Source organism: Flavobacteriales bacterium (genome assembly GCA_020435415.1).
Classification (GTDB): Bacteria; Bacteroidota; Bacteroidia; order JACJYZ01; family JACJYZ01; genus JACJYZ01.
In genome coordinates this window covers 91,802-102,149 of record JAGQZQ010000002.1, presented here as the reverse complement: position 1 = coordinate 102,149, position 10,348 = coordinate 91,802, and the positions used below count along the sequence as shown (strand labels likewise).

Annotated in this window: 1 protein-coding gene; it reads left to right on the top strand. The window is 46.0% G+C overall.

All coding sequences use genetic code 11. From position 1 onward, the window contains the following. Positions 1–175 precede the first annotated feature (175 nt). Positions 176–9,988, top strand: a complete 9,813-nt coding sequence (locus KDD36_01100) for a T9SS type A sorting domain-containing protein (protein MCB0395216.1) — start codon at positions 176–178, stop codon at positions 9,986–9,988. The last annotated feature ends 360 nt before the right edge of the window (positions 9,989–10,348 follow it).

The window sequence follows — 10,348 nt, the reverse complement described above, 5'->3', positions numbered from 1 at the left end:
TCTACAAAAACAGCAAGTTATGAGTCTCCCCCGGACCCCCTCAAAAAACAACAAAAAAAAACTTAACTTTGATCTAAAGCTGTCCTAAAGAAACCGACCACCTCGAACCATCATAGTATAAATACGTAGAAACAAGCACAAGTAAGTAACGTTGAAATGCATTTCAGATACTCGTATGTACAGATCATTGACAGGTGAAATCATAGAATTGAGAAAGCTGCGTGTAACCATTCTCCTGATATTGCTGGCTATAGCATGGGTCCGGACATCAACCGCACAAACAGGCCCCGGAGGTGTTGGAACAACCGATGGGTCGTCCTCACTTCAGCTTTGGCTCCAGTCAAACAAGGGTGTTGAGGAAGGTGTATCCGACCCTGCGGAATCCGGGGATCTGATCACAGCATGGCGGGACCAAAGTGGTCATGGCAGAGATGCCACTGTTTCAGGAAGTGCTCCTACTTATAATGTATACAATGGTATATGGTCTGTAGATTTTAGTGCCGGGGCCGTTTATCTGAATAATACAACTTCGGGCCCTATCACCGGTACCCAGGCAAGAACGATGATCGTTGTGGCCAGACCCACCTCACTGTCAGCTTCTTCAAGTAACAGTGCGGTGTGTTTATCACCAAACAGCGCGACGGGCAGAGGATATCATTTGTTTTTGGAGGGTGTAGGTGCATCAAGCGGATTATCCTTGAGGGTGAGTGGCAACAAAGCCATGAATTATGCAATCAGTACCACCCAGCCAACCATATTTTCTACCCAGTCACCGGCAGGCGCAAATGTCACCGCAACCGTGTTTTATGCTAATGGAACACAGCAAACTACACTCGTGACACAAAGTGCTGCGGTTATGAATTCGCATAACAGTGGCTATCTCTTAGGTGGCTATGCGACAGCAACCACTATGGTGTCGGCAGGTTCATTTGATTACAATGGTGACTTGTATGAGGTAATGTCGTTCTCTGAACAACTGAATAATGCAGATCGGATATTAGTTGAAAACTACCTGGGAGCCAAGTACGGAATCGCCCTGGGGAATGATTTCTTTAATTACGAAATATCACACAAACACGAAGTAGCCGGTATCGGGCGCGTAGATGCATCCAATCTTCATACGGCTTCCCGTTCCGCAAATATTTTAGAGATCAGTGGTGCCACCGATCTGGGTGATGGTGAGTTCCTGCTTTTTGGACATGACAGTTCTTCTATTGCTTCATGGACAGCTACTGAGGTTCTGAATGGAGATGTAAATATGCAGCGCATAAGCCGCGAATGGAGATTTACGGAAACCGGCGAGGTGGGTGATGTTACCCTTACTGTTGATGTTGCGGACCTTCCCTCACCATCAGCAGGATATGTTCAGTATGGTGTTTTGATCGATTCCGACGGAAACTTCACGAGCGGTGCCACATTTTATCCACTTACGCATAACAGTGGTACGCTTTATGAGTTGACCGCACTGGACATTGTTGATGGTGATTTTGTAACGATAGTTGCAATTCGCCCTGAAGTTCAGCTTACATCAACTTCAGCCAGAGGTTTCGAAGCAGCGGGTCCTTATACCATACAGCTAAGTTTGAATTATCCGCTTTCTTTTTCAACCGACATCAGTTTTAGTGAGAACGTTACAAGTACTGCAACCGGTGGTGGCACTGACTATTCTGTGACAGGAAGTCCTGTTACCATAGCAGCAGGTTCGTTAACGCAGGACATTACCCTCATCATCAATGATGAAGGTATTGCTGAGACTGACGAAACAATCATTATCGATATTTCAGGGGCTTCCGCAAGCGTGAATCTTGGTGCTAACGTGCAGTACATTTTTACAATTAATGACGACGACATAGGTAAAGCCATATACTTCCAGACAGCAACCGGGGCAGTGGATGAGGATGTTTCTCCTGCTCAGGTCACCATAGAAATGAGTTCCACCGATGGTTTGGATGCAACGGTCGACTATACCATCACCGGAGGAACCGCAACCAACGGTTCTATCGACTACAATCTTTCTGTGAGTGGTACGGCCATAATCGCCGCAGGTAATACCACTACTACCCTGGATATTATTATCAATGATGATGCGCTGGATGAAGAAGCGGAAACCATTATTATAGAGCTTTCCAATCCAGGACCTAATGTGAATCTGGGAGCACAACAGGTTTTTACCCTTGATATCAATGACAATGATTCCCCGGTGACCGTGCAGTTCAATTCACCGGTGTCCGGCAGTTCAGAAGCTTATGGTTCTGGTTTTATAGAAGTTTCACTTACCGGTGTGTCAGGTCATGATGTGACTGTACCATTCACTGTTGCAGATGGAACGGCGACGGGAGGCGGCACTGATTATACCCTTGCAGACGGAACCTTGACGATACCTGCCGGGTCCATGTTGGCAAACATTCCCTTTCCCATCACAAACGATGTGCTTATCGAAGGGGGTGAAACATTTACGGTTACACTTGGTATTCCCACTAATGCTCTTTTAGGAAACCCGTCAGTTCATACAAAAACAATCAGTGATGATGACAACAATGGTTATACCGGTCCGGGTGGTGTGGGAAACGCATCCAATAACGTGTTATGGTTAATTGGTGATAGTGGCGTATACAATGATGCCGGATCCACGCTTGCCGGTAATAATGAGGCGGTTCAGGAGTGGCATGATATGTCCGGCAACAGCAACAACTTCACAATGACCACCGCTATGAATCGCCCCGGCTTTAAGACGGGTATGATAGGCGGCCATTCTGTTATATGCTTTGATGGAGTTAATCATCATTTGATCGGTCCGAGCCTCTTGTCTGGCAATGTGGGACGAAGCATATTTATGGTATCCAAAGCCACAACGATCGGAGGTAGCTGGGGAGGATGTATGTTAAATCTCAACTATCCCCAAACCGGTACCAACGGTGCACAATTCTCTATTACACCGGAAATGGCAACCAGGGTAAATGGTAATAGGGTTTTTAACGAAAGTATGGGTACGAGTAATTTCAGGTTAATGACAGTGAACATGGCGGCGGGAGCCAATGTTACAGGTATTGATATGTACCTTGAAAGTACCATCGGTACGGAATTGTCTTCAAGTGCAGTGGCAATTAATACGGGAAGCAACGGCTCAATTATTGGATATTCAGATCACGTAACCGAGCATTATAATGGTGATTTTGCAGAAATAATTGTCTATAATAATGAACTAAATTCTGCTCAAAGAAGGATCGTTCAAAATTACCTGGCTGCCAAATACAAGGCCAATATCAACCTTTCTGCAACGGATGATAAGTATGCATTCCAAACAATACATGGAACAGAAGTCGCTGGTATCGGACGCGATAATGCAAGCAATCAGCATACCGCAGCACAGTCAGCAGGAATCTTAAAAATAAGCAGTCCTTCCGGTCTTGAAGATGGGGATTATTTATTGTTCGGCCATGATAACACATCTATTGCATCGTGGAATACGACGGATGTACCAACATCCGGAAATATCCAGCGACTTACCCGTGAGTGGAGACTGGATGAATCAGAATCCGTGATCAATGATGGCGTCGGGACCGTGACCATTACCATTGATACAACAAAATTACCTGCACGTCCTGCGGGATATTCCAACTACTATATCATGATTGATGCAGATGGGAATTTTGCCAGTGGCGCTGCTTTATATCCTATGCAACAGATAGGGTCTACCGCCAGTTTTGAAGTAAATGCGGTAGATATTTCCGACCAGGCATATCTGGCAATTGCAGTGGTCAGAAGCCAGATAAAATTTGCAAACACCACCTCATCAGCCTTTGAACCGAACTCTCCCAAGGCAGTTCAAATATCCCTGAATTATCCCGTGGGGACAGATGTAACGGTTCAGTATGCAGCGACCGGTGGTACGGCGACCGGCAGCGGCATAGACTACACACTTGCTGCCGGTACAGCTACGATCACAGCCGGTAATACCACAACCAATATTAACATCACACTGATTAATGATATTATCTCAGAATCCACGGAAACGATAGAATTAAAACTTTCAAACCCATCTGCAAATATTGCGCTGGGTGCAGATAGCGTTCATATCGTAAGCATTAATGACGACGACAACGCCCGCAAGATCGATTTCAGTGCCCCTTCATCTAATGGAGATGAAGGTGTCAGTCCGGTGACACTTACCATCGAGATACCCCTTGCACAGGTGGATGCGGTAAACCCTACCACGGTGAATTATTCGGTGACCGGTGGTACCGCAACCGGCGGGGGAGTTGACTTTACTCTGGCCTCCGGTACTGCGACCATTGCCGCTACCGAATCAAGTATAACCTTTGATATTGTGATTAATGAAGATGCACTTGATGAGGCGGATGAAACGATTATTATCACCTTGTCCGATCCGACCAATTCCAACCTGGGTACGGACAATGTATATACCTATACAATCCAGGATAACGACTCGGAACCTGCGGTGCAGTTTACCAGTACAGGAGGCAGTGGGTCGGAAGGTGTTTCTCCGGCCAATATAGAAGTGCAATTAACCGGAATTTCAGGTCAGGATATTACTGTCGACTATGCCGTGGCAGCAATTACAGCTACCCACAATATAGACTACGTGCTGGCTAATGGTACACTGACCATACCCGCCGGCAGTCAGTCCGCATTTCTTTATCCTGTTATCAATGAAGATGCGCTGATAGAAGGTGGAGAAACATTTTCCATTACCATTAGCAATCCTGCAGGTGCATCCCTGGGCGCCAATACCGTGCATGTCTTCACAATCAGTGACAACGACAATCAGGGTTACGTCGGACCAGGGGGTGTCGGCGATGACAACAACAATGTATTATGGCTGATAGGTGACAGTAGCGCCTATAGTGATGCCGGTACCACACTGGCAGGCAATGGTGAGGCGATCACGGAATGGCATGATTTGTCAGGAAATAGTAATGACTTCACCCAAAGTTCCGCATCTGCCAAACCTGCGTTAGCGACCGGGGTAGTTAATGGGCATGCTGTGGTAAGATTCGATGGCAGCAGCGACTTCCTTACCGGTTCCAGTATTTTATCCGGAAATGGTGGACGTACCATATTTTTTATTTCCAAAGCATCCGCCCTGGCAGGAACTTATGGCGGAACCATGATGAGCCTTAACTATCCGAAATCAGGTGCCACCGGAGCGGAGTTCTCTATTTCACCTGAAGTAGCTGTAAGGGTGAGTGGGAATCGGGTGTTCAATGAAAGCCTGGGTACATCCGGTTTCAGATTAATGACTGTTGATCTGGCTGATGGTGCGAATATCACAAGCCTGAATATGTATCTTGAAAGTACCCTGGGAACTGAAGCAAGTTCCAGTGCAGCAACAATCAACACGGGGGGTAATGGGTCTGCTCTTGGGTTCTCAGATCATCTTTCGGAATATTTTAACGGTGATTTTGCAGAAGTCCTTGTATACAACCAGCAGTTGAATAGTGCCCAGCGCAAGATCGTATGGAACTACCTCTGGGCACGATACTTTACTTCATTTTCTTTGTCGGCATCCGATACCAAGTATAGCTATCAGGCTTCCTATCCTCACAACCTCGCTGGGATTGGCCGTGACGATGCCGGCAATGAACATCTTGCAGCACAATCGGCAGGAATTTTAACGGTAAGCAGTCCGTCCAGTCTTGAGGATGGTGACTACCTGCTTTTTGGACATAACAATGCATCCATCACCAGTTGGACAACGATGGAAGCGCCTCATTCCGGAGTAAACTATGAACGCATCACCCGTGAATGGCGGATGGATGAGTCTGAAACCGTTCCGGGTGATGGGGTGGGGACTATATCTGTAACCATTGATACCACCTACCTGGCAGCGAGAAGTCCTGGCTATAATACGTTTGTTCTTTTGGTTGATGCGGATGGTGATTTTAGCAATGGTGCAATGGAATACCCTATGACCAGCCTTGGAGGCAGTGAGTTTGAAGCATCGGGAGTGGCTGTGGCAGATGGTGATTTTATGACCATTGCGGTTGCAAGAAGCGTTATAGAGTTTACCAGTACTATAAGCAATCAATTTGAACCTACAAGCCCTGGAACCGTTGAGATATCTCTGAATTTTCCAACGTCATCGAATATTTCGGTGAATTATACCGTCACCGGAGGTACTGCTACCGGTGGTGGTACAGACTATGTTCTTGCAAATGGTACAGCTACCATTACAGCAGGAAACACAACAACCAATATCAACATTACCATGGTTAATGATGTATTGGTTGAACCTGATGAAACCATCGTTATCGGACTGTCCGATCCTACCAATGGTGCCGTTCTGGGAGCAAATACCACCAATACATTCACTATAAATGACGATGATAATAGCCGTAAGATCAACTTTACTGCATCTTCATCTGCCGGAGATGAAGGAGTAAGTCCGGTAACCCTTACGGTTCAGATTAATACCGCCGATGCTTCGAATCCAACAACCGTAAACTATAGTGTTACCGGTGGAACAGCTACCGGTGGAACCGACTATACACTTGCAGCCGGAACAGCTACTATTCCTGCAGGTGTAGGGACAACCACAACATTTGACATTGTGATTAATGAAGATATGGTCGATGAAGCCGATGAAACCATCATTATCTCATTGTCAAGCCCGACAAACTGTAACCTCGCAGCTACCAATAAAGTGTATACCTATACCATTCAGGACAACGATACAGAACCAACAATAGAATTTACAAGTATCGCATCTGATGTAGATGAAGATGTCGGCACCGTAAGCCTGGAGGTGAACCTCACTGCCGCATCAGGTCAGAATGTGATGGTTGATTATGCTGTGTCCGGTGGTACGGCAACCGGTGGCGGTTCCGATTATACGCTTGTAGCGGGAACTCTTACAATTCCGGCAGGAAGCGAAACAGGGAATATAAACGTGGCGATTACCAACGACGCAACCATTGAATCTCTTGAAACCATTATTATTGATATATCCAACCCAACCGGTGCAGCATTGGGTGGAAATACATCAGCAACCATTACCATTTATGATGACGACAGCAACGATGGATACACCGGCCCTGGCGGTGTGGGTGGTGATGATGGTTCTACCTCACTTAAATTATGGCTAAAAGGTGATGATGGGGTGATAAAAAGTGGAGGTGGAGCCGCAGTCAATGGAGATAATATTGCCAGTTGGGAAGACCGAAGTGGTAATGGAATTGATATGGCGAAAACCGGAAGCTTTCCCGTGTTCAGAATATCGGGAGGTATATCGTATGTTGACTTTAGCGGCGGGTCGAAATACCTCGTTGGTTCTTCTGCTATAAGTGGTACAACAGCACGAACCCTGATAACGGTTGTAAGACCACTTTCTTTAGCTTCCAGTGCTTCCAACTGCGCCGTTTCACTTGCACCAAACGCTGCAGCCGGAGCGGGTTATGGTTTGATGTTTGAAAGTCCCGGAGCTTCAACCGGAATGGGCCTTCGTGTATCAGGTAATAAAATGATGAACTATACCACAAGTACTGCAGCACCTACCATTATCTCCGCACAATCCGGGGCAAGCGCTAATATAACAGCTACACAATATTATGCTAACGGCACCGCCTTATCCACAGTAGCTGCACAAAGTGCCAATACACTTAATACAAGTGCGCTTGGTACAATTGTAGGTGGGTTTTCGACCGGTGCGGACATTATACCCGAAAGCGCATATGATTTTAACGGATATGTTTATGAAGTGTTGGCATTTTCCAAGGAGTTGAATACCGCCGAGCGGTTGATCATCGAAAATTATCTGGGCGCCAAATACGGCTTGACGATTGGAGTAGATATGTACGATTATCAGGCAACCCACGGTTATGATGTAGTGGGTATTGGTCGGGCGGATGCCTCTAACATACATGCTGCATCAGAGTCTGCAGATATACTAAAGATAGATAACGCATCGGCTATGGGAGATGGGGAATACCTCTTTTTCGGCCATGACAACGGCGACGCAACAACATGGACGACAACGGAAGCCCTTGCGTCTTCTCAACGGTTGGCCCGCGAATGGAAAGTGGATGAAACCGGTGATATCGGAACGGTTAAGGTAACTGTTGATATGACCATGTTGCCTGCAATGCCCGGTGGCTTCAATAATTTTGTACTCATGATAGATGTCGACGGTGATGACGACTTTACAACCGGCTCGGTGGATATCTATCCTTTATCCAACTCTTCCGGGAGTTTATATACCGCCACAGGCGTAAATGTGGCCGCAAACTATACGATTGGAATAGCAGCAGTTCAAAATGTCACGCAGAGTTCCGGAAATTATAACAACCCAGGAACCTGGTTGGCGGGTTTGGTTCCAGCGTCAGGACAGGAAGCCATCATCGATAATGGTGATGTTGTTACGCTTTCTGCCAATCAAACGGTTGGCGCACTTACAATCAACGGAACGGGCACGTTTAACCTGTCGTCGTATACCCTGACCGTGGATAATGGAACCATAACCAATAATGGTAGTTTTAATCCTGGAACCGGAAAGGTCATTTATAGCGCTGCCGCTGATCAATCCATTGCTGTATTGAATTATTATAAAATCACATTAAGCGGGTCTGGGACTAAAACGCTAACGGGGAATATAGATGTGGAAAGTGATCTGCAGATCTCAAGCGCAGGCGTGACACTTGACGTTTCAGCGAGTAACTATAACATTAATCTTGGTGGAAACTGGAATAACAACGGAACCTTCACACCTCGATCAGGCACCGTGACCTTCGATGGATCCGGTACACAAACCCTGACTGCAAGTACAACACAAACATTCAATAATCTAACGGTTAGCAAAGGGTCAGGAAACCTGAGCCTTGCCAGGAATATTACAGTAAACGGAACACTGGATATGTCTGCAGGAAACCTTCAGTTGGGAAGTCTTACACTCACTTTAGGGTCTTCCTGTTCCATTACCAATGGAGGTGCTTCAAGTTATATCCAGGCGGATGGAGTAGGTGTTATAAAGAAAATGTATTCCGCAGTCCCAGCTGCTACATTAGCTATACCTATGGGTGATGCGGACGACTATTCGCCATTTACATTCACATTACAGGATGCTACGTTGTCGGGGGGCGCATATGTTACCTTTAAAGTAACAGATTCAAAACATCCTAATCTCACAGGTACTACTGACTTTATATCCCGGTATTGGGTGGTGACACCATACGGTATCTCCTGCAATGGTACATGTGATGCAGGTTCGGGGGATATATCGTATGACATGAGTTATGTATATGTAGATGCCGATGTGAACGGCGACGAATCGCAATACACCGCTATGAAATACTCTGGCGGTAACTGGCTTACCGGTGGATCCGTGAATGTTGGTGCCAATACACTTACCTGGAATGGGGTTACCTCTTTTAGCGAAATGACGGGTGGTGATGGTGGTGAAGTGTTGCCTATTAAGCTCCTGTACTTTGATGCACAGCTTGTAAATGATTCAGTACAACTGAACTGGAAAACAGCCACCGAGATCAATAACCATTTTTTTACCGTTGAGCGAAGCAAAGATGGTATTAACTTCGAAGTGTTAGGGAAGGTAGAAGGTGCTGGTAACAGCTCCACAATGCGATCCTATGCGGCTGTGGATGCGTATCCGTATGAAGGGCTGTCGTATTACCGTTTGAAGCAAACAGATTACGATGGCAGAACGGAAACGTTTTCTCCTGTGCCTGTGAACAACAGCGACGGGACAGGTTATCCCTTCATTACCATCTTCCCGAATCCAGCAAAGACATCTACCTATGTGATGATAGAACAAACCCGGATACAAGAAGAGGAAGTACTGATCGTACTCCAGGATATGTTAGGTAAAACCTATTACTCAAAGGTGGTACTTATTGGTCAGACAAAAACATCCATCGTAGCACTCGATATGTTGGGGAGATTAAAACCGGGACTATATATGGTGACAGCCAGTTCAAGGTATGGGATAGAAAGCCAGCGACTTATTGTAGAACCATAAATGGATTAGCCTCACCTGCTGTGATCTTTATCCCCTGATTAGAAATAAGTACCGGAAGGTCTGCTCTTTACTCAATATACTGAGCGGGGGCTGTTTCAGGTTCCTGGCTGTTCCTTCAGTTCGTCTTTTAGTATTTCTGCCGCCCTGGGTAATAGGAAATCTAACCTCCCGGTCGCACAATGCATGACCTTAAAGTCAAATTTATTTCTTTGAATGGGTCAGCTATTCTGTAATAACTCAGTTTGTGCCTACCATTCATCCTGCATATTATACTATCCAACCAGCTAACCTCCAAACTCAGCGTATTTATGCCTTTACCGGGAACCCTCTCCGTATAATCACGTAAAAACTGGTGTGATG